This window comes from Niabella digestorum (assembly GCF_036409055.1).
In the GTDB taxonomy this organism is placed as follows: domain Bacteria; phylum Bacteroidota; class Bacteroidia; order Chitinophagales; family Chitinophagaceae; genus Niabella; species Niabella composti.
This window is the reverse complement of record NZ_JAZGLY010000006.1, coordinates 62,317-86,606: the sequence shown is the minus strand read 5'-3', so window position 1 is coordinate 86,606 and position 24,290 is coordinate 62,317. Positions and strand designations below refer to the sequence as shown.

At 41.0% G+C, this 24,290-nt stretch carries 22 protein-coding genes; 10 read left to right on the top strand and 12 right to left on the bottom strand.

What is annotated here, in order from left to right; translation table 11 throughout:
• Positions 1-73: 73 nt before the first annotated feature.
• Positions 74-688, bottom strand: coding sequence for an IMPACT family protein (locus V2H41_RS10990; RefSeq protein WP_330975204.1), 615 nt, complete (start codon positions 686-688; stop codon positions 74-76).
• Entirely contained in the window at positions 675-1,745 is a 1,071-nt protein-coding gene (gene ribD, locus V2H41_RS10985) for a bifunctional diaminohydroxyphosphoribosylaminopyrimidine deaminase/5-amino-6-(5-phosphoribosylamino)uracil reductase RibD (RefSeq protein ID WP_330975203.1), read from the bottom strand. Before ribD ends, V2H41_RS10990 begins: the two co-directional genes overlap by 14 nt.
• Before the next feature lie 30 nt (positions 1,746-1,775).
• Between ribD and prmC the strand changes: the two genes are divergently transcribed.
• Complete coding sequence (prmC, locus tag V2H41_RS10980; RefSeq protein ID WP_330975202.1) at positions 1,776-2,621, top strand: peptide chain release factor N(5)-glutamine methyltransferase; 846 nt, start codon at positions 1,776-1,778, stop codon at positions 2,619-2,621.
• Positions 2,622-2,639: 18 nt separating this feature from the next.
• Here the strand turns inward: prmC and V2H41_RS10975 are convergent, their stop codons facing one another.
• The 3 genes from V2H41_RS10975 to V2H41_RS10965 form a co-directional block, all read right to left on the bottom strand.
• Positions 2,640-3,794: an acyl-CoA dehydrogenase family protein gene (locus tag V2H41_RS10975; protein ID WP_330975201.1), complete on the bottom strand. Its 1,155-nt coding sequence runs from the start codon at positions 3,792-3,794 to the stop codon at positions 2,640-2,642.
• 123 nt (positions 3,795-3,917) lie between these two features.
• Positions 3,918-5,573 (bottom strand): DEAD/DEAH box helicase, encoded by a 1,656-nt coding sequence (locus V2H41_RS10970; protein ID WP_330975200.1) that lies wholly within the window; start codon positions 5,571-5,573, stop codon positions 3,918-3,920.
• A 137-nt stretch (positions 5,574-5,710) separates the two neighbouring features.
• Positions 5,711-5,911 (bottom strand): hypothetical protein, encoded by a 201-nt coding sequence (locus V2H41_RS10965; protein ID WP_330975199.1) that lies wholly within the window; start codon positions 5,909-5,911, stop codon positions 5,711-5,713.
• A 138-nt stretch (positions 5,912-6,049) separates the two neighbouring features.
• On the opposite strand from V2H41_RS10965, the gene V2H41_RS10960 reads away from it, so the two are divergent.
• Both V2H41_RS10960 and V2H41_RS10955 read left to right on the top strand, forming a co-directional pair.
• Entirely contained in the window at positions 6,050-6,622 is a 573-nt protein-coding gene (locus V2H41_RS10960; protein ID WP_330975198.1) for an RNA polymerase sigma factor, read from the top strand.
• Positions 6,623-6,628: 6 nt separating this feature from the next.
• On the top strand, positions 6,629-7,762 hold the full coding sequence (locus V2H41_RS10955) for a S1C family serine protease (protein WP_330975197.1): 1,134 nt from the start codon (positions 6,629-6,631) through the stop codon (positions 7,760-7,762).
• 122 nt (positions 7,763-7,884) lie between these two features.
• On the opposite strand, the gene V2H41_RS10950 is transcribed toward V2H41_RS10955, so the two are convergent.
• A complete protein-coding gene (locus tag V2H41_RS10950; RefSeq protein ID WP_330975196.1) occupies positions 7,885-8,781 on the bottom strand; it encodes a nucleotidyltransferase family protein in 897 nt (298 codons plus the stop codon).
• 82 nt (positions 8,782-8,863) lie between these two features.
• Here V2H41_RS10950 and V2H41_RS10945 point away from each other — a divergent pair, with 82 nt between their 5' ends.
• Positions 8,864-9,742 (top strand): 1-aminocyclopropane-1-carboxylate deaminase/D-cysteine desulfhydrase, encoded by an 879-nt coding sequence (locus V2H41_RS10945; RefSeq protein WP_330975195.1) that lies wholly within the window; start codon positions 8,864-8,866, stop codon positions 9,740-9,742.
• Positions 9,743-9,796: 54 nt separating this feature from the next.
• Positions 9,797-10,471, top strand: a complete 675-nt coding sequence (locus V2H41_RS10940) for a hypothetical protein (RefSeq protein ID WP_330975194.1) — start codon at positions 9,797-9,799, stop codon at positions 10,469-10,471.
• 13 nt (positions 10,472-10,484) lie between these two features.
• Here V2H41_RS10940 and V2H41_RS10935 read toward each other — a convergent pair whose 3' ends face one another.
• From V2H41_RS10935 to V2H41_RS10915, 5 genes are all read right to left on the bottom strand, one after another.
• Complete coding sequence (locus V2H41_RS10935; protein ID WP_330975193.1) at positions 10,485-11,318, bottom strand: amidohydrolase family protein; 834 nt, start codon at positions 11,316-11,318, stop codon at positions 10,485-10,487.
• A 38-nt stretch (positions 11,319-11,356) separates the two neighbouring features.
• Positions 11,357-12,211 carry a fumarylacetoacetate hydrolase family protein gene (locus V2H41_RS10930; protein WP_330975192.1) on the bottom strand — a complete coding sequence of 285 codons (855 nt, stop codon included), beginning with the start codon at positions 12,209-12,211 and terminating at the stop codon, positions 11,357-11,359.
• 42 nt (positions 12,212-12,253) lie between these two features.
• Positions 12,254-13,018, bottom strand: a complete 765-nt coding sequence (locus V2H41_RS10925; RefSeq protein ID WP_330975191.1) for an SDR family NAD(P)-dependent oxidoreductase — start codon at positions 13,016-13,018, stop codon at positions 12,254-12,256.
• A 146-nt stretch (positions 13,019-13,164) separates the two neighbouring features.
• Positions 13,165-14,328 (bottom strand): molecular chaperone DnaJ, encoded by a 1,164-nt coding sequence (gene dnaJ / locus V2H41_RS10920; protein WP_330975190.1) that lies wholly within the window; start codon positions 14,326-14,328, stop codon positions 13,165-13,167.
• A gap of 3 nt (positions 14,329-14,331) precedes the next feature.
• Positions 14,332-14,916 carry a nucleotide exchange factor GrpE gene (locus tag V2H41_RS10915; RefSeq protein ID WP_330975189.1) on the bottom strand — a complete coding sequence of 195 codons (585 nt, stop codon included), beginning with the start codon at positions 14,914-14,916 and terminating at the stop codon, positions 14,332-14,334.
• A gap of 241 nt (positions 14,917-15,157) precedes the next feature.
• Here V2H41_RS10915 and V2H41_RS10910 point away from each other — a divergent pair, with 241 nt between their 5' ends.
• The 4 genes from V2H41_RS10910 to V2H41_RS10895 all read left to right on the top strand — a co-directional run bounded on the left by V2H41_RS10910 (position 15,158) and on the right by V2H41_RS10895 (position 22,029).
• Positions 15,158-17,548 carry a hypothetical protein gene (locus V2H41_RS10910; RefSeq protein ID WP_330975188.1) on the top strand — a complete coding sequence of 797 codons (2,391 nt, stop codon included), beginning with the start codon at positions 15,158-15,160 and terminating at the stop codon, positions 17,546-17,548.
• A 108-nt stretch (positions 17,549-17,656) separates the two neighbouring features.
• Complete coding sequence (locus tag V2H41_RS10905) at positions 17,657-19,990, top strand: hypothetical protein (RefSeq protein WP_330975187.1); 2,334 nt, start codon at positions 17,657-17,659, stop codon at positions 19,988-19,990.
• A gap of 130 nt (positions 19,991-20,120) precedes the next feature.
• Positions 20,121-21,215, top strand: coding sequence for a Nif3-like dinuclear metal center hexameric protein (locus V2H41_RS10900; protein ID WP_330975186.1), 1,095 nt, complete (start codon positions 20,121-20,123; stop codon positions 21,213-21,215).
• 55 nt (positions 21,216-21,270) lie between these two features.
• Positions 21,271-22,029: a zinc ribbon domain-containing protein gene (locus V2H41_RS10895; RefSeq protein ID WP_330975185.1), complete on the top strand. Its 759-nt coding sequence runs from the start codon at positions 21,271-21,273 to the stop codon at positions 22,027-22,029.
• Between the two features lie 59 nt (positions 22,030-22,088).
• Here the strand turns inward: V2H41_RS10895 and V2H41_RS10890 are convergent, their stop codons facing one another.
• A complete protein-coding gene (locus V2H41_RS10890) occupies positions 22,089-22,850 on the bottom strand; it encodes an ABC transporter ATP-binding protein (RefSeq protein WP_330975184.1) in 762 nt (253 codons plus the stop codon).
• A gap of 169 nt (positions 22,851-23,019) precedes the next feature.
• Here V2H41_RS10890 and V2H41_RS10885 point away from each other — a divergent pair, with 169 nt between their 5' ends.
• Positions 23,020-24,288: an aspartate kinase gene (locus tag V2H41_RS10885; RefSeq protein ID WP_330975183.1), complete on the top strand. Its 1,269-nt coding sequence runs from the start codon at positions 23,020-23,022 to the stop codon at positions 24,286-24,288.
• The last annotated feature ends 2 nt before the right edge of the window (positions 24,289-24,290 follow it).

Below are 24,290 nucleotides of genomic sequence, written 5' to 3'. Positions count from 1 at the left end.
AATTAAATATGACTAAACTGCAGTTTTTGCACAATTTTCATGCTATTTTTTCAGCCACAGCTCAATAAATACATTACAAGGTCTTTACGGGAGCTAATGTGATATTTCTGATATCATTCAACCGCATCAATGTTTCGTTAAGCCGATTTTTAGGTATCCCAATTTTGATATTACAAAATAATTGTAGCTCTTGTTTAATGACTTCGCAATCGAAATGTTTTACCACCGTCATTACTTCGTTCATCTGCGTATAATCAAACTGAATCTGATAGGGAATTAAGACGGGCTTGCGCACTAATGGCGTCACTTGTAATACCAACGAAGCTGCGGTCTTATAGGCATTAATTAAACCCGGCACCCCTAATAAAGTACCGCCAAAATAACGCACGACAATAATGATAATATCCGTAACGTTTTTGCTATCTATTTGCCCCAATATAGGCCTTCCGGCTGTGCCCGAAGGCTCGCCGTCATCACTTACCCTAAACTGATTATTATCCAAGCCTAAGCGATAGGCAAAGCAATAGTGCCTTGCCTTGGGATATTCTTTTTTTATATCAGCTATTCTTTGTTTACAATCTGCAACAGTCTTTACTGGATAAGCTATCGCAATAAACCGGCTTCCTCTATCTTTAAACTCTGCCGTACCAACTTTCTCAATCGTATTGTAATAATCAGGCAACTCCATGAACAAAAAGATTATTGCTGTTTTTATAATAACTGATTTCGTCGTTAGCCAAGTACACTGTCTTTAATGGCTGCTGACCTGAAAGTACAGGCGCCGCAACACCGCTTCTAATAATAGCATTTTTGTTTACAATTACTCTTGCTTCATCCCACAAGCCCGCATCAATAAATAATTGCAACAATTGTCGCCCTCCTTCTATCAATACACTTTGTATCTGCCAATCATATAGCCTTTGCAATACATCGCGTATCATCTCATTGTCATTTACCTGCAGATAGTGAATATTTCCTTCTACGGCCTCTTTTTGCCTATTAAAGACAAGCGTCTCATCCTGCTGGGCAAACAAACGCAGATCTTTAGGAACACGCAAATGCGGGTCCCACAAAATTTTCTTCGGGCTTTTACCCATCCACAGACGATTATTCAATATCGGATTGTCTTTAATCGCCGTATGAGCACCCACCATGATGGCTACAGTCTCGCTACGCCACTGATGTACCAGCCTGTTGGTGTATTCGTTACTAATCAACAATCGCTCCTCCCCTACCGAATCAATAAATCCGTCTGCAGTTTGTGCCCATTTTAAAATAATGTACGGGCGTTTATGTGTATGATATGTAAGGAAAGCTTTGTTCAGTCCAATGGCTTGCTGTTCTAGAACTCCCACTGTTACCGACACTCCTGCAGCCTGCAATTTCTGCACACCTTTACCGTTCACCTCTTGAAAGATATCGCTACAACCAATTACCACGCGGGGTATCTGATGTTTTATAATCAAATCCGCGCAGGGTGGTGTTTTGCCGTAATGTGCACAGGGCTCCAATGAAACATACAAAGTGGAAGAGATAATTTTATCTTTGTGTTGTTTCAATGCATCTTCAATGCAATGGACCTCAGCGTGAGGACCTCCATATTGCTGATGATAGCCTTCGCCGATAATCTCACCTTCGTGCACTAATACCGCCCCCACCATAGGATTAGGAGCTACATAGCCACATCCTAATCGGGCTAACTGAAAACAGCGTTGCATGTATTGCTGATGCATAACGTTTTGCATTTTGCAAATGTAAATGATTAAGTTTGCACTATGTCTCTTCGCAAGCTTCAGGATGAATTTATAGCAGCGCTAAATCCCCTATACGATCCCGGCGAGGCAGCAAACATTTGGTATCTGGTTATTGAATCGCTTACGGAAATTAATTTGCGCACCCATCCGCAAACAATTTTCACGCCTGATGGCTGTTTCATAAAAAGCATTCATGATATCATACGGCGATTACAAAACTACGAGCCTATACAATACATTCTCAACGAGGCCTGGTTTTATGATATTCCTTTCTTCGTAAACCATCATGTACTCATTCCTCGACCCGAAACAGAAGAGTTAGTAGATTGGATCATTAGAGAAAATACGAAAGCCATCATTCATGTTCTCGACATTGGCACGGGCAGTGGCTGCATTCCTGTTATATTAAAAAGAAAAATACCTCTGGCCTATATCTGGAGTTGCGATATCAGTGAACAGGCTTTAAAAGTAGCTCAGAAAAACGCTACCCAATACAAAACCCCAATAAACTTTCTGCATCTGGATTTCTTAAATGAACAAAACTGGTCGAAGCTTCCCAAGGTGGATATTATGGTAAGTAATCCTCCTTATATCCCTCAAAAAGATAAAGCCGGCATGCATCGCAATGTGGTACAATACGAACCTCATACGGCTCTATTTGTCACCGATGAAAATCCTTTAATTTTCTACGATGCGATTGCTCGTGCAGGCAGGCAACTTTTACAACCCGACGGAAAAATTTATGTAGAAATACATGAAGCCTTGGGTACCGACACCGTTGCTGTATTTACACAATATGGCTATTCGGCAACATTAAAAAAAGACATGCAGGGAAAAGACCGCTTTGTAAAAGCCGTGTATGCTTAATGCTTCGTTTTAGCCACGCTATTTTAGGATGCCGCGACTGATGACGATGCGCTGTACTTCACTGGTACCTTCATAAATCTGCGTAATCTTGGCATCACGCATCAGCCGCTCCACATGATATTCCTTTACATATCCGTATCCGCCGTGCACCTGTACCGCTTCTATAGCTGTCCACATGGCCACTTCCGATGCATACAGCTTAGCCATGGAAGAGCTAATCGTATAATCCTTATGATGGTCCTTTTCCCAGGCCGCTTTGTAACATAACAAGCGGGCGGCTTCTATTTTCGTATGCATATCGGCCAACTTAAAAGCAATAGCCTGGTGATTCATAATCTCTGTACCAAAAGCCTTGCGCGTTTTAGCATATTCCTTCGCCAGCTCATATGCGCCTGCCGCAATACCCAATGCCTGTGCAGCAATGCCTATACGACCGCCAGCCAGTGTTTTCATAGCGAATGTAAATCCGAAACCATCATCACCAATACGATTTGCTTTAGGCACTTTTACATCGTTGAACATTACCGTATGTGTATCGCTACCGCGAATACCCATTTTGTTTTCTTTTTTTGCTACCGTCACACCTTCCCAGTCTTTTTCAACAATTAATGCATTAATCCCCTTTGCCCCCTTGGTAGCATCCGTTTGGGCCATTACTAGGTATACAGATGCGCTACTGCCGTTGGTAATCCAGTTTTTCGTACCGTTCAGCAGGTAATAATCTCCCATATCTATAGCAGTAGTTCGTTGAGAAGTAGCATCACTTCCGGCTTCGGGCTCACTTAGCATAAAAGCACCGATATACAATTTGCCATCTTTCTTACCTTGCGCCAAAGGTGTAAGGTATCGCTGCTTTTGCTCTTCTGTTCCAAAGGCCTCCAATCCGTAACAAACCAGGCTATTGTTGACACTCATGCACACACTCACACTGGCATCCACTTTAGATATCTCTTCCATGGCCAGCACATAACTTAAAGTATCGAGGCCGGCCCCGCCGTATTTTTCGGGCACCATCATTCCCATAAAACCTAGGTCTGCCAATTGGGATACCTGCTCAACAGGAAACAGCTGTTGCTCATCTCTTTCGATAACTCCGGGCAAACATTCGTTCTGAGCAAAGTCCCGGGCAGCTTTCTGTATCATCAGGTGTTCTTCGGTCAGTTCAAAGTTCATATAGCACGTTTGTATAAATTTATAGAAAATTTATACACGCAGGGGCGATACATTTTAAAATTTGATACCCACAAAAAAAATCGCCTTTCGGCGATTTGATATCATACATTTTGTTTATTGATTTTAAGCAGAACGTCGTCCTTTACCTCTACCTCCACCACTATCCGCGTCGTTCATACGAATCTTGCGTCCACGATAATTTTTACCATCCAAAGCACGAATCATCTTTTTGGCAGCCTGAGGTTCTATTTCGATCCAGCTGTTCATTTCTTTCATGTCGATGCGTCCCAATACGCTTTTATCTAGCCCACTCATGTCTAAAATAAACTGTAAGAAACTGGCTTTATAAAAACCATCCTTAGTTCCTAGGTTCACAAACAGGCGCTGATAATTACCAGCCGATCTTCTGCCTATGGTTTTTTCCCTTGTACCGCGAGGTTCTCGCTCTTGTGCTCGTATGTTCAGGTCGGCGGCATTTTCGTAATATCTAAGGAATCTGTCAAACTCCAGTGCTGCTACGCGCTGAAGAATCTCCTCCTTCTCCATGTCGGCAAATTTTTCGCGCAGTGCCGGCAGGTAAGCTTCATACTCCCCGCTACTGATATCAGCACTTAGCAAACGCTCAATGAAGTAGAAGAACTGCTTGCGACATACATCTTTTCCCGAAGGGATATCCATTCTGGAAAAGCGGGTATTTACTAGTTTTTCAATCTGCCGTAATCTATAAAGCTCCTTAGGTGTTACAATGGAAATCGATACACCACTTCTGCCTGCGCGTCCGGTACGACCACTACGGTGGGTATATACTTCGGTGTCCTCAGGCAACTCGTAGTTGATAACATGAGTAATTCCCTGCACATCAATACCACGGGCAGCCACATCAGTAGCAATCAGCAGTTGCAACGATTTTTCTCTAAAACGCGCCATCACCTTATCGCGCTGCGCCTGGGTTAGATCGCCATGTAGCGCGTCGATATCGTACCCTTCGCGAATCAACTGCTCAGTAATATGCTGCGCATCGGCCTTAGTGCGGGTGAAGATAATCCCGTAAATGCCCGGGTTAAAATCGATAATCCGTTTCAGAGTTTCGTAACGATTGACATGTTGTGTCAAGAAATACTGGTGATCGATATTAACATTGGTGGAATTTACTTTTCCTACAGCAATTTCTACGGGTTTATCCATATAGCGCTTACTTACCTGCCTGATTTCAGGCGGCATAGTAGCACTGAAAAGCCACATACTGTGACGATTTATGGTTTCCTTAAGAATGAATTCTATGTCATCCTTAAAACCCATGTTTAGCATTTCATCAGCCTCATCCAGTACTACATAATGAATGTTTTCCAGATGAATGGCTTTACGCTCTATAAGATCAATCAGGCGGCCGGGTGTGGCTACTACTATATGCACCCCTTTCCTCAGCTGCTGAATTTGCTGCGTAATGGATGTGCCTCCGTATACAGCGGCTACATGTACCTTCTTCTTTGCCGGACTGAATCTTTCTAAGTCGGCCGAGATCTGTAAACACAATTCCCGTGTAGGGCATATCACCAGCGCTTGCGGCGAACGCTGTTCTTTATTAATAAGTTGTAATAATGGTATACCAAAAGCTGCAGTTTTTCCAGTCCCGGTCTGTGCCAGTCCCACAAAATCTTTTGTTCCTTGTAATAAAACTGGGATGGCTTTTTCCTGTATAGGAGTGGGAGTAACGAAACCGATGGTTTCAAGAGACTGGAGCAGATCTGCTTCAAGTCCTAACGATTCAAATGTTGTCATAAAAAGAGTGCAAAGGTACGTAAAGTTTCCGGTTTAAAGGTAATATTAGGAAAATACATACCAATTATTAATAAAAAACCATCCCGCACAAAGCGGAATGGCTCCTCTATATTGCTTGCCGAATAATAAACTAAGGGTTAATAAGTAACTGTATCTGTATTCGTACTATCAATGTTAGTAGCTGTAGAGTCTAATGCTCCTTCTGTTACCGGATCGGTTACTGTAGAATCAGGAGGCAATACGTTTGCATCCACATTTTCACTATTATTGTTATCTGCACTATTACAAGCCGCAAATACTAACATACTGATTCCCAGCACATATAATAACTTTTTCATAAAATATTCATTTTTATTGTAAAAGAATTGATACCCTTTTCAGGAAAAAGTAACCCGTTATAAATATTTTTTTCTAATTTTTTTTCTGGCTGAAAAAGGGTTACTATTTTTAAAATTGCGTATTAAAAACTACACAGGTTGAAAGATTCTATACTAGAACAGGAACTAGGTTTACTGAAAGGATTAGCAAACAACGATAAAAAGTCGATTGAAATCATCTATAGTCAAAATTACAACCTGATACAGGCATTAATTCTGAACAATAGTGGTACTACTGATGATGCCAAAGATATTTTTCAGGAGGCTATGATGGTTCTATTCGACAAAGCTCGTTCCGGCAATTTTGAACTAAGCTGTCAAATACGCACTTATCTCTACTCGGTTGCCCGGAGATTATGGCTTAAAAAACTGAATCAAACGCATAGATATACGGCAGATTTGGATGATACGCAGGAAACCCGTGTTGTTGTAGACGATGATGTGAATGAACACGAGGAGAAAGATGCAGAGTTTGAAATGATGTATACCTCTATCAATCACTTGGGAGAACCCTGTAAGAGCTTGTTAGAAGCCTTTTATTTCAAAAATAAAAGCATGCAGGAGATCGCAGAAGATTTTGGGTATACCAATGCAGAAAATGCCAAAACTCAGAAATACAAATGTCTAATGAGGTTGAAAAAAATATTCTTTTCTCAATATAAAAAACTGTGATTGGTGATGAATGACCTGAACAAAGAAAGAGATATTATCTTACTGGACGCCGTGGAAAGGTATGTTATGGGTAATATGACTCCTGACGAACGGCTGCAGTTTGAACAACTGCGGAAGGAAGATAGTGATGTAGATCAAATGGTGGTCGAGCACACACTTTTTCTGCAAAAGCTGAACCGTTTCAACCAATGGAAAAAATTTCAGACTTCATTAAATGAAATTCATAACCATCTGTCTGTTCAGGGGAAAATAAATGCTCCTTCCGGAAAAGGAAAGCTTGTATATCTATTTAATCGTTTCAAAAAAACAGCAGTTATTGCCGCTTCTATAGCCGGTATTACTACCCTTATTATAAGCGGTATTATAGGCTCCGTTACTACTAAAACTCCGAAAGATCAATTCGAAATACTGAAAAAGGATATTCACACACTGGCTAAAAAATCAGAAAGACAGGACCAAGAAATTAATAACCTGAAACAAAGCGGTATTACCGCTCAAACTCCTGAGATACCCTATACCAATAGCGGCACGGGATTTATTATCGATAGCAAAGGCTTTTTGGTAACCAATAATCATGTAGTAGAAAAAGCGCAGAATGTGGCCGTACAAAATAGAGATGGTAAAGAATTTATAGCAAAAGTGGTTTACCGCAATCCGGCTTCCGACATCGCTATTTTAAAAATTGAAGATCCCGATTTTAAACCGCTGCCTGCACCTCCTTACGGGTTTACGAAAAAATCAACCGACCTGGCAGAACCTATATTTACATTGGGCTATCCAAGAGAAGATATTGTATATGGTCAAGGTTACCTTAGCTCTAAAACAGGTTATAATGGAGATACCTTGAGCTGCCAGATCGATATCAGAGCCGAAAGAGGTAACAGCGGCAGCCCCGTATTCAATAGCAATGGTGAAGTAATCGGAATTCTCAATGCAAGACAAAGAGATGCCGGCGGTGTAGCGTTTGCGGTACAAAGCAGAAACATCTTTAATGCACTAAGCGATCTTAAGGAGAAGTCCCCCTCCGATTCTATTTTAAAAAATATTAAGCTGAATACTAAAAGTTCACTGATTGGGTTAAAACCATCCCAACAAACTAAAAAAATTCAGGATTATATCTATATGGTAAAGGTGAACTAATAAAAGATAAACCTATCCCACAAAGAGCGCCGCATGTATTATGCAGCGCTTTTTATTTTAAATAAACAGAAAGCCGCAGATAGTACACTACCTGCGGCTTTTATATTACAGCGTTTCAGGGCTTACCCCCAAAGATTGGGACTATATACTCCCTGATTAATCAGATCGTTAAGTTGCTTTTGCACAGCCGGTGCATCTTCTTTATAGGTGACACCAAACCATTGAGCAGAAGTAGTGATCACCTTTACAGCACCACCCTCCTTAATGAAGTTATCCACCACTGCAGGAATCAGAAACTCAGCCTTCGGTACTGTGATATTGTCCTTAATAAAGGTTTTGAAATCTCTTTCGTACAAATCAAAAACAGACGGATGGAAACACCAAAAGTTCATAGACACCACTGTATCTTTCGAAAGTTCAGCAGGCTGCAGTCCGTCCTCTACCAGCACTTTACCGTCTTTCACACCAATACCAATGCGCTCCACTACAGTTGCCAGATTGCCTTGAGCATCCAATCCGCATACTCCTCTATTAACAGTTCCATGCTCAGACAAAGTATTAACTAGTGGATAACCGATAACGGCATATGTTTTTTCGTTACACTCAGTAGTAAGAAATTGAGCAGCTCTTTCAAAAGCATCGTATCCGTAAAAATCATCGGCGTTAATAACAGCAAAAGGCGTTTTCACCACATCCCTTGTACAAAGAACGGCATGCCCCGTACCCCAAGGTTTGGTTCTTTCGGCAGGTACTTCGGATCCATCCAGAAACATATCCAGCTCTTGAAAGGCAAATTCATAATCTACCTTGCCATCAAGTTTGGATGCAAACAGCTTGTGAAAGTTTTCTTCAAACTGTTTACGTATCAAGAAAACAACTTTCCCGAAACCCGCTTTTATGGCGTCGGAAATGGAATAATCCATAATGGTTTCACCGTTGGGCCCGAAAGCCTCAACCTGTTTCATACTACCATAACGGGACGCCATACCGGCGGCCAATATCACTAATGTCGGTTTCATGCGCGTAAAATCTATAATAATTGATGTTAAACAAATAAACGGTATCAAAAATAAGGTAATTTAGCTAACGACTCTGTCAGGAATGAAGATAATTGACGAAGATTTGATCACAACCGATCCTATTGCGTTTCTGAGCAATGAAGATGTAGAAGTATCCGTACTTCGGCTGGATAAAATACATCCCGTTGTGAGTGGTAACAAATGGTTTAAACTCCGGTATTACATTCAGGAAGCCCTTGAGCAACAGAAACGTACTATTGTTACTTATGGTGGGGCTTACTCTAATCATATTGTGGCTACTGCAGCTGCATGTCGCATCCATGGGCTGAAAAGCAAAGGCATCATTAGAGGTGAAGCACCCAAGCAATACGGTCATACTCTACAAGAAGCTGCATCATATGGCATGGAGTTCTGTTTTCTACCTCGCAGCGATTTTAAAATGAAAAAGCTTCCCGAAAATTTTATCACCGCTGAAGATTATCTCATCAACGAAGGCGGTTACGGTGACAAAGGCGCAGCCGGGGCAGGCTCCATCGCTTACGATAAGGACAAATTTGATATTGTATGTTGTGCCGCAGGTACAGGTACTATGATGGCAGGATTAATCAACTCCAAAAGGACGCACACCAAAATTTTGGGATTTAGTGTATTAAAAAACAACTTCAGCATTGAGAACGAAATAAGATCCCTACTTCTGAATCCCTTGGAGGATATTAATATTTATCACGATTTCCACTTTGGCGGGTATGCCAAACGCTCGCCGGAGTTAATCGATTTTATGAACATGTTTTATTCCGTCACCCGCATACCTACCGATTTCGTATATACAGGTAAATTATTCTTTGGATTATACCAACTGCTTAAAAGCAGACAGTTTAAAGCCGGCTCAAGAATACTGGTTATTCATTCCGGCGGACTTCAAGGGAATTTGTCATTGCCCAAAGGAACGTTAATTTATTAATTCCTATTTATACACTCTCTTATCTTTGTCAGATATCTCGAAAGGAAGTATTTTATGAAGAAGATTATTATTTTTCTGATTGCAGGTATTACAGGGGGCTTTCATGCACAGGCGCAGGATGTATTGCCTGATTTTTCAGCATTCAAAATAGGTGGAGGTCGTGTAGTTTTGTCTTGGACGCACAATTACAATTCGTCCATAAAACAAATCAGTATTCAGCGTTCTACCGATAGTCTCTATTATTTTAAAACGATAGCCAGCATGCCGGACCCTACCCTTAAGGAGAATGGCTTTGCCGATACAAAGCCTCCGCACGACAGCATGTTCTACCGGCTTTATATCCAGTTTGATGGAGGGCAATATATCACAACAAAGTCTAAACGCCCCGTCATTGATACAATAGGCTATACCGATGCATTTTACAGTGGTACGCCTACCGAGGCCAACCTCTCTCCTAACTTTTTACCCCCGGGATTTGTTCCTTCAAAATATGTTTATACATCATCCGACAGATATGTGCGGGTAGAATTGCCTTTTGACAGAAGAAAGTACGACCTGAAGTTTTTTAATGAGGCAGGTAAGCTGCTGTTTGAAATGAATGATATCAAAGAAAGAAGGTTCAAACTAGACCGCTCCAACTTCTACACAGCAGGATATGTAAACTTTGAGTTATACGCAGACGGCAAGATACTGGAAAAATACAAAGTTTTTATTCCCAAAGAATTTTAGAGTAAAAGTCATTTTATAAATTATAAAATTTAATAGCATTAGCGCCGTAGAAAGCCTTTTTCTCTGCATCCGAGAAGGATTTGAAGTACTGATCCACTATACCCTTCATTCTTTTGTACGATGCAGCTACGAGGCATACCGGCCAGTCGCTACCATACATAATACGCTTTGTACCGAATGCTTCCACCACTACATCTAGATAAGGTATAAAATCTTTCGGCTTCCATTGTTTCCAGTCGGCCTCGGTTACCATTCCACTGATCTTACAAAAGACATTGGGCAGTTGGGCTATGGCTTGCATATCTTGCTTCCAGCCATCAATTCGGCCATCCTTGATATAAGGCTTGGCAATATGATCGATAACAAACTTTTGATTGGGGAAACGTGCGGCCAGCTTATATGCGTATTTGAGCTGATCGGGATAAATCAATATATCGTAGGTAAATCCATATTTCTCAAGATGGCTGATACCGTTTAAAAACTTTTTCTTTAGCATCAATGCCCGATCTTTTTCATCCTGTAATACATGACGAAATCCCTTGAGCTTTTTGTAATAGCGCCAGTGTGCCAGCCGCTCGTCGATGTCTTTCGCTTGCAAATCTACCCAACCTACTACACCTCTTACAAAATCATGTTGCATGGCATTAGTAAGCTGAAATAGATTTTCCACTTCGGACTGGCTGCTTTGTACTACTACACAACCATCTATGCCGTTAGCATCCAGTACGGGCCTTAAATCTTCAGGTAAAAAGTCGCGGCGTATTTTCTTCATGGCATCGTTAATCCATGAATCCCTTACCGGATCAAACTTCCAAAAGTGCTGATGGGCATCAATCGTAGTATACATAACGCAAGCGAATAAATAAAACGTTCTTCTAGTAAAATTTATTTACTCCAAGCCACACAGGTTTGGGAGGCCGTTCCTAATCCATCAATACCTAGCTCCACCACATCGCCCGGCTTTAAATAAACCTGTGGATTAAAACCCATTCCCACACCGGCCGGGGTTCCAGTAGAAATAACATCGCCAGGCAGCAAAGTCATAAACTGACTTACATAAGCTATTACATGTGGAATATTGAAGATGAAGTTGGCGGTGGTGCCATCCTGCATGATCTTTCCGTTTACCTTCAGCCATAGGCGCAAGTTGTGCGGATCTGAAATTTCATCTTTTGTAACCAAGAATGGCCCCATAGGTGCAAATGTATCACATCCTTTTCCTTTATCCCAGGTACCACCACGCTCCAATTGAAACTCACGTTCACTTACATCGTTGTGCAATACATAACCAGCTACGTAATCCATCGCTTCAGTCTCTTCTACATAACTGGCTTTCTTGCCAATCACTACAGCCAATTCCACCTCCCAGTCGGTTTTTGTAGAATTTCTGGGAATTACAATATTATCATTCGGACCACAAAGAGATGTAGTAGATTTCATGAAGATAACAGGCTCCTTGGGTATGGCGGCTCCGGTTTCCTTGGCATGATCGGCATAGTTCAATCCGATGCACACTATCTTAGAAGGACGAGCAATAGGGCTGTCAAGCCGTATATCATCGCTTATTTTAGTAAGCTGGTCTTTATTGTTTCTAACAAATTGTTCCAGACGGTTTAATCCATCTGTCTCGAAAAATGTTTCGTTATAATCTTCTCCAAATGCAGAAGTATCATATTTAACATTATCAATAATAACACCGGTCTTAATATTTCCCGGCATACCATAACGTATCAGTTTCATGTTTAATCTAATAGCTTATATTATCTGTTAAAATTAGCGTGATTAGTTATTTAGTTTGATAAAACCACCGTCAATAGGATAGTCGCAGCCGGTGATAAAAGCAGCTTCATCGCTACATAAGTACAGAATAAGTGCTGCAATCTCTTCGGGTTTGGCCATACGCCCTATGGGTTGGGTTTGCGAGAGCTTAGCAAACATTTCAGCTTCCTTGCCCGGATAGTTTTTTGCCAAAAAACCATCTACAAAAGGAGTATGCACCCGTGCAGGAGAAATACAATTACAACGAATATTATGCTTCACATAATCTTTAGCCACCGATAAAGTCATTGCCAGTACGGCCCCTTTACTCATGCTATATGCAAAACGATCTGGGATGCCCACACTGGACGCAATGGAAGCCAAATTGAGAATTACACCGCCTCCGTTTTTCTTCATCAAAGGTATGGCAGCGTACATACTGTTATACACACCTTTCACATTTACGGAATATACCCGGTCGAAATCTGCAGCATCCGTTGTTTCCAGCGTACCGATATGCGATATGCCGGCGCTGTTTACCAAAATATCAATTTTTTCAATAGCCTGATAAGCGGACACCACTTCCTCCTGATTCACTACATTTATCGCTATCGCTTCGGCCATTCCTCCTGAAGCGTTGATTTCAGCGACGGTTGTATTAGCAGCCTCCTTATTCACATCTACAACTTTCACGCTGGCTCCACGCTGGGCAAATAATAAGCATACGGCCTTACCAATACCGCTTCCTCCTCCCGTTACTACGGCTGTTTTATTCGTCAACTGGAACATTCGTTAGATTTTTGAGCGGCCAAGATACTATTAATAGCCTAGAATTTAAAACATCAACCTCAAATAAATCCCCGCAAACAAAGGCCTATAATAAAAAATCGGGCTTGATAAGCCCGATTACATAAGTATGGTATAAAAACGAAATGCTAGTTAAACAAATCCTTGATTTTTTCGAAAAAGCTTTTGTCTCCCTTTTCGGGCTGTGGTTTCATGTTAGGTGATTTGGCCAGTTTTTCCAGTATTGCTTTTTCCTCATCGTTTAGATGCTGAGGCGTCCATACACTAACATGTATAAGCTGGTCACCTTTTTCATAACTGGAGTGTACATTAGGGAAGCCTTTGCCTTTCAATCTGAAAATCTTTCCACTTTGTGTTCCTGCCGGTATTTTTATTTTGGCCCTACCATCTATAGTAGGCACTTCTACCGTGGTACCGAACACAGCATCGGTAAAGGATATATGCAGGTCATATACCACATTCAGTCCTTCTCTCTGCAATTCAGAATGAGATTCTTCTTCGATGAGTACAATAAGATCACCGGGAGGTCCACCCCGCTCACCCGCATTACCTCTGCCGCTTACATTGAGCTGCATACCTGCCTGCACACCAGCCGGCACATCAATAGTGATGGTTTCTTCGCCATATACCCGTCCACTACCTTTACATTGATTACATTTAGATGTAATGGTAGTACCCTCTCCGTGACATTCCGGACAAGTAGTAACGGTTTGCATTTGTCCTAAGAAGGTATTTTGTACCCGACGTATTTGCCCGGTACCATGACAGGTGCGACAGGTTTGCACGCTCCCCTTATCCCTAGCACCGTTACCGCCACAAGTATTACAAACAATATACTTTTTAACCTTTATGTTTTTGGTAACACCCTTGGAAATTTCCTCATAGTTTAATTTGAGCTTTACCCGAAGATTACTTCCGCGTACGCCCCGCATTCTTTGCCCGCCTCTTGATCTTCCTCCGCCAAAGAAACTTCCGAATATGTCATCTCCAAAAACATCACCGAACTGACTGAAAATATCCTCCATGCTCATGCCGCCACCAAATCCACCTCCGCGACCGGCAGCGCCTCCCAAACCAGCATGCCCAAATCGATCATACTGGGCGCGTTTATCAGGATCGCTAAGCACTTCGTATGCCTCGGCCGCCTCCTTAAACTTTTCCTCGGCCTCTTTATCGCCCGGATTACGATCCGGGTGATATTGCATGGCTATTTTACGATAAGCTTTTTTGATTTCCTCGGGAGTCGCACTTCTGGATACATTCAGTACCTCGTAATAATCTCTTTTTGACATATGCTACTTTCCTACCACCACTTTTGCATGGCGTATTATTTTGTCATTCAAATAATATCCTTTAATAACCTCATCTACAACTTTACCTTTTTTGCTTTCATCATTCACCTCAATCTGCGTTACGGCTTCATGCAGCTCAGGATCAAAGTCGGTGCCTACCGCTTCCATCACTTTTAGCCCTCTAGCCTGTAAGATATTCCTAAACTTATTAAAGATAAGGCTCACCCCCTGACTTAATGACTTATCGGCAGAAGCTTCCAACTCCTTGGTAGCCCTGTCGATATCATCCAGAACATCCAATAAATCCACAATAACTTCCTTTCCGGCAGTCTGCAGCAGTTCGATTCGTTCCCTTGCGGTACGCTTTCTGAAATTATCAAACTCAGCTGCTAGGCGCAGATACTTATCTTTACTTTCATTCAGCTCGGCTTCCAGCGCACTCAAGGGACTTTCCTCTACAGGCTCATTCAAATGTTCAGTACCACTTACATTGTCGTCCACATTAATATTCAATCCCTCCTGCTCGTTGGTATTTTCATTAACATTCATTCCCTCCTGCTCGGTAAAGTTATCGCTGTTCTGATTCATTCCTATTAGTTTTTTATTTTTTAATTTGAAAAAGCAAAAATATAATTCTTTATAACTAATTGAAGTTGTATTTTCTAAAAACCACAATTATGTATGTCACCTGAAGTATGGCAATAATATTGCCAATGCCTGATAAGGCGACAAAATGTCTGTTTTTACTGCTTCATTTTAATAGAAAATTAAACCCTAGCAATCTTATTCAGTCATTTTATAGTAATTTCACTTTACACACTTTGTTTGTATGAAAAAACTTACTCCCCCTATTTTTCTGCTCATTGCATTTTTTTTTAGTAATTATTCGTATTGTCAGAACATTGATGAAAAAGTAATAAAATGGGCCGAACTGAATCCCATTGAAAAACTCTACCTACATATAGATAGAGAATCGTATTATGCGGGACAAACCATATGGTTTAAGGGATATTTTATGTCTGATTTTATCCCTTCCGATAAAAGCACTACGGTATATACAGAGCTGGTGAATGAGCAGTCTGCAATAGTAGTACGAAATGTTTTTCCGGCTTACATGGGTGTAAGTGTAGGACAGCTCGACATCCCCGAAAACACGCCTGCCGGTGTGTACCAATTGAGGGCTTACTCTCCATTAATGCTGAATCAACCCGAGTATGTTTTTAATAAACGCATCCGCATTTATGGGAGCAATGCCCAGAAAGATAATAAAACCCCACTTGCATCCGAAGTGCAGCTAACATTTTTCGCTGAAGGGGGCAACCTTATCACGAATCTTTTAAATATTGTAGCCTTTAAGGCTACCGACAAAAAGGGAATGCCGGTAAATGTGGAAGGAGAAATCAGAAGTGAGACGAATGAACTCGTCACCTCCTTCAAAAGCTTACACGACGGAATGGGGTCTTTTGCCATCTTTCCATTACCGAATGGGCGTTACTATGCTACCCTCAAAGGATCTAGTAAAAAATATCCTTTGCCAGAACATACTACTAACGGCGTATTGTTCAGTGTTAGACATTCCTCTAAAGGAAAAATGTTTCGCATTGTTCCGGGGAATGACGACCCCGCTTTTCAGCCTGCCTATATGATTGGGCAAATGGAAAACGAAATATTATTTAAACAGCCCTTTGGTGGTAACAGAAAAGAAATTTCGGGCATTATTCCTACCGACAGCATCTATTCCGGCATCTTACAACTTACCGTATTTAATAATGACGGAATGCCACTTGCCGAACGCCTAGTGTTCATCAATAACAAGGAATATATTTTACCCGCAAAACTGAATATTGATACACTCAATGTGGGGAACAGACAGCGGAATCGTTTTTCTATTGCGCTAAAAGATTCCGTAGTGGGGAACTTCTCGGTATCCATCACCGATGCAGACTACGAAAGCAGCCCCACTCGTCCGTTGAACATTTATTCCTGGATGCTGCTAGGTTCACACATAAGAGGTTACGTACATAATCCGGCTTATTACTTCAGCTCCGATAACGATTCGGTAAGAGAGGCCTTGGATTTGGTAATGATGACCAACGGGTGGACCCGATTTAAATGGATAGATGTGGCCCAGAATAAGCTTCCACAACCCAAATACAAAGACCCCGGGTACATCAACCTCAGCAATACGGTATATATCGAAGGAAGAAAGAAAGTACTACCCAACACGGATATTCTGGTAATGATTTCGCCCGATGATACCACCCAAAAACGCAGAGGAACCTCAAGCATTATGCAAACCGATTCACTAGGGCAATTACGAATTGATTCCGCTATTTTCTTCGGCAAAATGAAAATTTTATTTTCTGAAGTGCGCGGTAAGAAAAGCAAATTTATTAATGTAAAACTGCATAATGACTCATTACGCCGTACCTACCCGATAGAATGGTCGCCGGCTCCTTTTACAGATAGCACTGCACCGTTGCTCGAAGAAAAAATGATTACTGCCTTTAACGATTATCTTAAAGCCGAAGGTAAAACACTAGAAGCTGTAACCGTTCGCTCCTATCGCAAATCAGAAACAGAAAAACTCGATGAAGAGTATGCCAGCCCGTTATTTTCAGGAAACATGAACAGTCGCATATTGGATTTACGTGAAGAAACTTATGCTGGAGACATCTTCCAATACCTACAAGGTCGTCTACCGGGCTTAAGCATTACAGGTAGTGCCGGGGAATATACCATTCAATACAGAGGAGGCGGATTAGAGGGCAGCAATGTTACCCTTTTCTTAGACGAGATGCGTACGGATGCCCTCATGATCGAAAGCATACCTGTGAATCAGATCGCTATGGTTAAACTCATCCCTACTTCAATTGCTACGCCTGGAGGAGGTACAGCACTGGCTATTTATACGAAAAGAGGTGCTGGACTAAATGCCGCGATTGATTCTCCTACAGACATTATTACTTATAACGGATATACAATTATAAAAGAGTTTTACAATCCTGATTATGAGGCTCAGCCGGATAATGATAAAGTAGACAATAGGCTTACCTTGAGCTGGACACCCGACATTTATGTAGCTCAAAGGAATCCAACAATTCCTATTATCTTCTATAATAACGATCGAACCAAACGCTTCAAAGTCGTAGTAGAGGGGATTACATATGACGGTAAAATGCTGATGGTGGAACAAATCATCGAACCGGGCGGCGATTAATATTCGCAGGTGGTTTTATGCAAATGCATTGTTAAATGCATCCTATTATAAGATGTAGAAGGGATATCTCTTGCTTATTTTTTTGTAACTTAACAATGCACTATGAACATGCAAAGGAATATATTATTCGCCTGTTTGTTTCTGCTCTATTTTGTAAGCCTGAAAGCACAGACACCGGACGAAAAATTAGAAGCGTGGCATCAAGAAAACCCGATTGAAAAAGTATATCTGCATCTCGACAGGCAAGATTATTTTGCCGGACAAACCTGCTGGTTCAAAAGTTATTTTATTTCCGATTTTCAACCTTCGGCAAGAAACTCTACATTATTCGTAGAATTGCTGAACACCACCGGAGAATTGATTAATAAAAAAGTTCTCCCGGTTTTCAACGGTATTACTTACGGACAAATTGATCTGCCGGATACACTGAGCACCGGCACTTATCAATTGCGTGCCTACTCACCTTTAATGCTAAATCATGATAAAGATTTTCTTTACAGTACCGCCATAAGACTATATGGCAAATCCTCTAAGAACAAGCCAACCGTTGCTGGCAATGTACAACTTCGCTTCTTCCCAGAAGGAGGTATTTTATTAACTGGAGTTGAAAATACAGTAGCCTTCAAAGCTACAAACACATCAGGGCTGCCGGTAAACTTCAAGGCCCTTATCAAAGATGATAGTGGCAATACTATTACCCCTATAAAAAGTATGCACGATGGCATGGGCAAGTTCGCCTTTACGCCTATCGAGGGCAGGACGTATGTAGCGTTGCTAGATGGCCGCGAATTTCCACTACCAGAAGCCTCCCGAGAAGGCGTTGCCCTGCAAATTTCGCAGAATGAAAAGGGCTTTTTATATCAACTGCAATCAGCAGGAGGCGATCGTTTTCGTCCAGTTTATGTAATAGGCCAAATGCAACATAAAGTGGTTTTCAAACAGGCTATTGATGCTTCCTTAAAAGGGAGTATTGCTACAGATAAGCTTCCCTCCGGAGTGCTTCAATGTACTTTCTTTAATAAAGACGGTATACCACTGGCCGAACGCCTTGTATTTATAGATAATCAAGAATACCTTGTAAAAGCCTCATTACAGAAAGAAAAGATTGACCTCCGCCCCAGAAGAAAAAACGAGTTATCTATTCATTTTGCCGAACCGGTTGAAGGGAACTTTTCGGTAGCAGTAACGGATAATGATTTTAACGAGCCGGGTCTCCGGAAGGAAAATATCATATCCTCATTGCTATTAACTAGCGATATCCCCGGATATGTGCACCATCCTGCATTTTATTTTAGTAATCACCCCGCAGCAAAAGATGCGTTGGATCTAGTAATGTTAACCAACGGCTGGCGCCGTTTTACCTGGAAGCAGGTTGCTGATAACAACTTACCGAAACCTCAATATAACGACCCCGGCTATATATCTCTATCCGGTAAAGTAAACGTACGTGGCTCGAAAAAAAGTTTTGCAGACAGAGACCTGCTGGTATGGGTGGCCACATCCGATTCGGGGCGAGCCCTGCAAATGGTGAAAACTGATGCCGAAGGCCGGTTTAAAATGGACTCAGTTGTATTCTTTGATAAAGCCAAAATACTATTTACCGATGTAATGGGTAAAAAAAGTCAGTTTATCACTGTTCAACTTAATACAGATTCTCTGTATCAGTCTTACAACTTACCTCTACTACAAAGACCACCTGCCGTTAACACTAACACATCACTTATCAACAATATGCAACAAGCTTTCAATAGCTATACACGTGGCAGCGGCACATTGTTGGACAACGTCTATATTGAAGGGCGCCGCCTAACATTAGAAGAGCTGGAAAAGAAATACATGAGTGCCTTGTTTGCAGGAAACCTCAATGCGCGTACCATTAATCTGACTGGCCAATTTATACCACAGTTCAACATCTTCGAATGGCTAATGGGTAGAGTACCCAATCTTATTGTACAACGTAACGGTCAGTTTATGGATAATTACCGCCTGTTCTTCCGTCGGCAGCCCGTACAGTTGTTTCTTGATGAAATGCCAATGCAGGATGCTTCTATTATATCCACAATTCCAGCTAACCAGATTGCACTCATCAAAATTTTTCCACAGTTTATCGGTGCTCGAGGCAATGGTCCTGCAGTAGCTATCTATACCAAACGCGGTGAAGACTTGAATGAGGCCATAGAAAGTACTGGGGATATTGTGGATTACGACGGGTACAGTATTATTAAAGAATTCTACAGCCCCGATTATTCCACACCTCCCGAGGTTAACTATGTTGACCACCGCCTTACACTTACCTGGATGCCGGAAGTAGGCATCGGTGGCGCATCCTCATCCATTCCTATTCATTTTTATAATACCGATCGTACGAAAAAACTGAAAGTAGTAGCTGAAGGTGTGACCCATGATGGTAAATTGCTCATGCTCGAAGAAACTATTGAATAACTTCTGCAGGAGACATTATCTTTCGTATAAGATATTTTTCGTATAAGATATTTATGGTAAAAGCTGCTAGAGGATGCTATATTCGTAGCATAAATTTGTAGATTGCAGAACTTAAACGCGGAGTGGGCACATGGTTATAAAAGACATTATAGGATATCTAGAATCAATAGCACATCCCTCGCTACAAGAGCACTATGATAATGCCGGGTTGATTACCGGCGATGCCAACTGGGAATGTACTGGAGTACTTTGCTGTTTGGATACTATCGAAGCTGTAGTTGATGAAGCTATCACCAAAGGCTGTAATCTTATTGTAGCACATCATCCTATTATTTTCGGAGGACTGAAAAAGATTACCGGAAACAGTTACGTAGAGCGTACCATTATCAAAGCCATTAAACACGATATTGCTATTTATGCTATCCATACCAATCTGGACAATGTTTTATCCGGAGTAAACGGTATGATTGCTCAAAAGTTAGGCTTAAAAAACCTCTCCATTCTTGCTCCGAAAAAGGAGCAACTTAGCAAACTTTACTTCTACATACCGGCAGCTCATGCAGAAAATGTCATGAGCGCCTTGTTTCAAGCCGGTGCAGGACATATCGGCAATTATAGCGAATGCAGTTTTAGTGTAAAAGGAATCGGTACTTTTAAACCGAATGAAGCAGCGAATCCTTTTATTGGTGAAAAAGGGCAAAGACATAGTGATGAAGAGCTGAAAATCGAAATGCTTTTTCCCGCTCACCTAGAACATCGGCTTATCCACACCCTCAAGACCCATCACCCCTATGAAGAAGTAGCTTATGAAGTCATACGACTCACTAATCTACATCAGGAAATCGGGGCAGGAGTTACAGGAGAATGGGATGACGCCATCAGCGAAAAAGAATTTCTACAGCGCCTTAAGGACATTTTTAACCTTTCTATAGTAAAACATACGGTGCTTCAAGGCAAAAGCATCAAAAAAGTCAGCATTTGCGGCGGTGCAGGCATTTTTTTACTAAAAAATGCAATAAATTCAAAATCAGACGCTTATATAACATCTGATATTAAATACCATGAATTTTTTGATGCGGATAACCGCATTCTCTTGGTAGATATAGGCCATTATGAAAGTGAACAATATACTATTGAATTATTGGCTAATATTTTAGAGCAAAAATTCCCTAACTTTGCCGTCCTTAAAACAGGTGTAAATACCAATCCTGTTTATTATTTTTAGAATCCTCTTTTTTAAGAAAGGCGGATTTTAAAAAGACTTAATATCTTATAAAAATATGGCACAACTAAAAGAATTCTCCGTTGAAGAAAAATTAAGTTCATTAATCCATCTGCAAAAGATAGATAGCAAGCTGGATGAAATTAAAACCCTCAAAGGCGAGCTGCCTATGGAAGTTGCCGACTTGGAAGATGAACTGCAAGGTTTACGTGCAAGACAAACCCGTATTGAAGAAGAAATAAATGGTGTTACCGAGTTCATTGATGAGCGTAAAGCCGCCATTAAGGAAAGTGAAGCCTTGATTAAGAAATACGAGAAAGACAGCGAAAACGTAAAAAATAACCGCGAGTTTGAGGCCATCAATAAGGAAATTGAAATGCAGCAGCTGGAAATAAAGCTGGCCGAAAAACACATTAAAGACGCAAATGAGGAAATCGCTGAGAAGGTTGTACAACTGGAAAAAGTTAAAAAGAATATTGCATTAAAAGAGGGTGCGCTTGAAGCAAAGAAGACTGAGCTGGAAAAAATCATTGCTGCCAACGAAAAAGATGAGAAACTTTATCTCAAATTATCAGAGGAGGCAAAAAGTGCTGTAGAGCCTAGACTGTTGGCTAGCTATGAGAAAATCCGCAACAATTTCCGTAACGGGCTAGCGGTAGTACCCGTATTAAGAGATGCTTGTGGTGGTTGCTTCTACGCTATTCCTCCGCAAAAGCAAAGCGAAATTAAACAGCATAAAAAAATCATCGCATGCGAGAACTGCGGTCGTATTTTGGTAGACGAAGAGTTGCATGATAGTGTAGAGTTAAAGAAATAAAAAACCTTTTTACCATACTTCAGCTCTAATCTCTAAAAGATTGGAGCTTTTTTTATGTCTTAATCTTCGCGAAGTGTTTTACCGGTAAGATGCAAGAATACATCCTCCAGATTTGCTTTCTTTACCTCCTTAGGACGTTCAAACCCCGAAGCCACTAATTGGTCTATGAGATGGTCGGGAGTATCCAATGCAATAATTTTTCCCGAATCGATAATGGCAATGCGGTCGCACAGATACTCCGCCTCGTCCATATAATGAGTGGTAATAATTACAGTAATACCACTGGCCTTAATGCTTTTAATTAGCTCCCACAAATTACGTCTTGCCTGAGGGTCAAGACCCGTAGTGGGTTCATCCAGAAAAATCACCTTAGGCTTATTTATGAGAGTAGTAGCCACCGAAAATCGTTGCTTCTGCCCTCCACTTAATTCTTTGTATTTTGATTTAGCTTTTTCTTCTAGGTTTACAGACCTCAGTAAAGCCATAGCATCTACTTCCTGATTGTACAAGCCCGCAAAGAGTTCTATCAACTGCAATAAATTTAATCCCGGATAGTAACCACTAGCTTGCAATTGCACTCCTATAAGACCTTTAATGGTATCTGGCTCCTTATCCAAGTCATAACCCGCTACAGTAACCTTGCCGCTCGTCTTTCTGCGCAGTGTCTCTATAATTTCCAGTGTGGTAGACTTGCCTGCACCATTAGGACCTAGGAGTCCGAAAATCTCATTTTCATACACATCAAAAGAAATCCCCCTCACAGCACTAAAGTCACCATAATTCTTCACCAAATCCCTTACAGAAATAATAACATCAGCCATGCGATAAAGCTACAACTATTTTCAAGTATCCCTGAAATTTTTGGGTAAGCTTCTTTTCTTCTCTGAGCCTACGAAATATCCTTTTTTGAATATAATCTACAATTCGATACACCAAAGCGTCATAATTGCTGCTGAACTACGATATTTGCTAACAAGAGCATAAAAAACAATGATCCAAGTTTTTAAATTCGGAGGAGCCTCCGTAAATAGTGTAGAGCGGATTCAGAATATAGCCAGCATATTGCGCCGTTACGAAAATGAAAAAATCCTGATCGTCATTTCCGCAATGGGAAAAACAACCAATGCGCTTGAAAAAGTTGCAGAAGTCTACTATAACAATAAACAAGATGAGGCACTTCGTTTGTTTGAACAAATCAAACATCAACACCTCAATACTGCCAAATATTTGCTCGTAACACATTATTTAGCTTGTGAATCGCAACTAAAAGACTTCTTTACTGAAATCGAATGGCTATTATACGATAAGCCGGTAAGAGATTTTTCATATTACTACGATCAAATAGTATGTATTGGAGAACTCTTGTCTACCAGTATTATTAGCCATTATCTTAACGAGGTAGGCTTTTCAAATCAATGGTTTGATGTAAGGGATATTATTAAGACCGATGCCAACTTCAGAGATGCCAACATTAATATCCCCAGCACTCAACAAAATATCATCGAACAGGTACTACCTGTTCTTGAAAACAACAAACTAGTGCTGACACAGGGATTTATTGCCTCCACTGATGAAAATGAAAGCACCACTCTAGGTCGTGAAGGCAGCGATTACAGTGCGGCAATCTTTGCCAATCTGCTAAATGCAGAGAGCCTCACTATCTGGAAAGATGTGGAAAGTATTATGAATGCCGATCCTAAGGAAGTTCCTCATGCACACCCCTTGCATGAACTAAGTTATACCGAAGTAATAGAGATGGCTTACTACGGCGCTCAGGTTATACATCCCAAAACCATAAAACCTTTACAAAACAAAAGCATTCCGCTGTATGTAAAGTGCTTTCTAAATCCGGACTTGCAAGGCACCGTCATTCATAATAAAAGCACTAAAAATCTTCCTCCGATAATTGTGATAAAACGCAATCAGGTAATGATTGAGTTAAAATCAAAAGATTTTTCTTTTATTGGAGAACACACTACGGAAGTATTATATGAACTTCTAGAACAAATGTTTCTTACCCCTACCCTTACACAAAATGGAGCCATTAGTATCATCTATACCTTCGATCACAAAGAAGAAAAGATTGCTGCTTTTGCCGCAGAAGCTGCCCAATATTTCGATGTACAAGTAACTCCGGGGCTCACCCTGCTCACTATCCGACATTACAATAGTGACGTGCTGGAGCAATATACTGCCAATAAAAGATTTTTAGTACGACAACAGACAACGGACACTATCAGCCTATTATATCAGGAATAATA